Origin of the sequence: Thermogutta sp. (genome assembly GCF_014359955.1) — a bacterium.
Taxonomy (GTDB): Bacteria; Planctomycetota; Planctomycetia; order Pirellulales; family Thermoguttaceae; genus Thermogutta.
The window spans coordinates 1-1,853 of the sequence record NZ_JACIYL010000836.1 but is presented as its reverse complement, the minus strand read 5'-3'; the positions used below and the strand labels follow the sequence as shown (position 1 = coordinate 1,853).

General features: G+C 58.3%; 2 protein-coding genes. Both read right to left on the bottom strand.

Translation table 11 applies throughout. The annotated features are described in order from the left end of the window. Window positions 1-741, bottom strand: a 741-nt coding sequence (locus H5U08_RS17435) for an Hsp70 family protein (RefSeq protein WP_297036024.1), incomplete at its 3' end; no start/stop codon positions are given. A 297-nt stretch (window positions 742-1,038) separates the two neighbouring features. Then, entirely contained in the window at window positions 1,039-1,611 is a 573-nt protein-coding gene (locus H5U08_RS17430; RefSeq protein WP_297036021.1) for a DUF2760 domain-containing protein, read from the bottom strand. Window positions 1,612-1,853 lie beyond the last annotated feature (242 nt).

Below are 1,853 nucleotides of genomic sequence, written 5' to 3'. Positions count from 1 at the left end.
CACAGCCACTCGCTGGAGCATTAATTCCCCGTCTTGTTCTTCCACCCGGACAAGCGTGAAGTCCGTCGTTCCTCCTCCCACGTCGCACACAAGGACCTGATGACCAACCCTCAGCAGCTTTCGCCATCTGGGACCGATGTCTCCCAGCCAGGCGTACAGTGCCGCCTGGGGCTCTTCCAAAAGGATCAGATCATCCGGAAGCCCTGCCGCGAGGGCGGCTTCCCGGGTCAGTTCCCGGGCGGCCGCATCAAACGAAGCCGGCACGGTGAGCACCACCTTCTGTTCCTTGATGGGGGCGTCAGGAAACGCGTGATGCCACGCTCCAATGAGGTGCTCCAGATATCGTTGGGCAGCCGTTACCGGTGAGATCCGAGGGACCTCGGCAGGCGCGTTCCAGGGCAAAATCGGCTGGTGGCGATCCACCCGGCTGTAGCACAGCCACGATTTCGCCGCCGAGACGGTACGTTCGGGCGCCTCCGCTGACTGGCGGCGAGCCAATTCTCCAACGGCGTAAGTCAGCCCCTGCGCCCACGGCAAATCGAGTGTCCCCGCCGCGATCTCATGGTCCCGTGCGAGATAAAGAAAAGACGGGAGCGTCGTGCGATTTTCAATGACGCCGGGCGCTACAAGTTGGGGAATCTCCAAAACCGTCAGTTTTGGTTCGTCTGCGTCATAGGGCGCATAGGCGAGAACAGAGTTTGTCGTTCCCAAATCGATCCCAACCACAAATTGGGGACTCATTGGGCAACCCTCCTGAGGTTGTTTCTCATCAAGTCATCGGTTGCAGCAAGTTTTGGCAATCCCAGAGCAACCTGCTGTGGCGTCGTTCTTAACCCAATATGATCCATTCTCTCTTCACGGGGCCTGACGGCGTACGTCTTCGGGACGTGTTTTACAACAACGTGCTTGTGAGGTTCACTTGTCGAGGTTTTTTGATCGATTTCGTTTGGTTGTGGCCTCCCTGGGGGCACCTGCGCCAGTGATGGAAAACGGGCTCCAGGAAAGAGAGGAATGGAAAGGCACACAGGGGATACGACACTACGCCCCACCGACTTCTATCTCCGCCGGGGCAATGATCCGCACTGACGCTTCCGTGCCGGTCCAGACAGGAAGACGGCACTCCGTTGCTTCCCAACCATGATGCGTGACCCGACCCCGATACGGGGGACCACCGTGGATGTTTCCCACCAGGCGGATCCGCCCGGTATCAAAACCTTCGGGGACGACATATTCCGTTCCTTCAGGCACATCCACGGCGGGCCGGATGGCGAAAAGTCTTTCCAGCACGGCGGCACAATCTCGATGGATATCGCGAACGGCTGCGCCGATTTGAGCATCGCTATACCCGCTGAGATCCTCTTTAATGAAATCTACGAAGCGTGCTTCACGTTGAAGCGTTTCCAGGAGGATCAACGCTTCACTTTTGGCCACCTTTTCTGGGACTCGCTTCAGGGGCGCAACCGCAGGTTTAGGCGGCGCCGCCTCCGCAGACTCAACCGCGGGTGGCGTTTCACCGGAGCGACGCTTTTCCAGAATTTCGTGCACCCGGCGGGCTGTCTCCCTGTCGAAGAGAGTCGCCAAAAAGATCCGGATCGCATCCCAGATTGCCATAGTTTGCCTCACGTGTTTTCGCAGCCTTGAATGCCTGCCGCCCGAAAGCCAGCGCCGGACGGTTCCAATACTTTCTTTCTCCCGTTCGCTCGGACCGGCGTACAGCAAGGAAGATTAGAGCAGTACTGTGGATTTTATCACAAAATTCTATCCAGGAACCGTCGGTCACGGCGCAACCGCCGAGCGCCCTCTCACGCTCTGTAAGAATGCCGAGCCCCTTTGCCTGGTCCAACACATCCCCA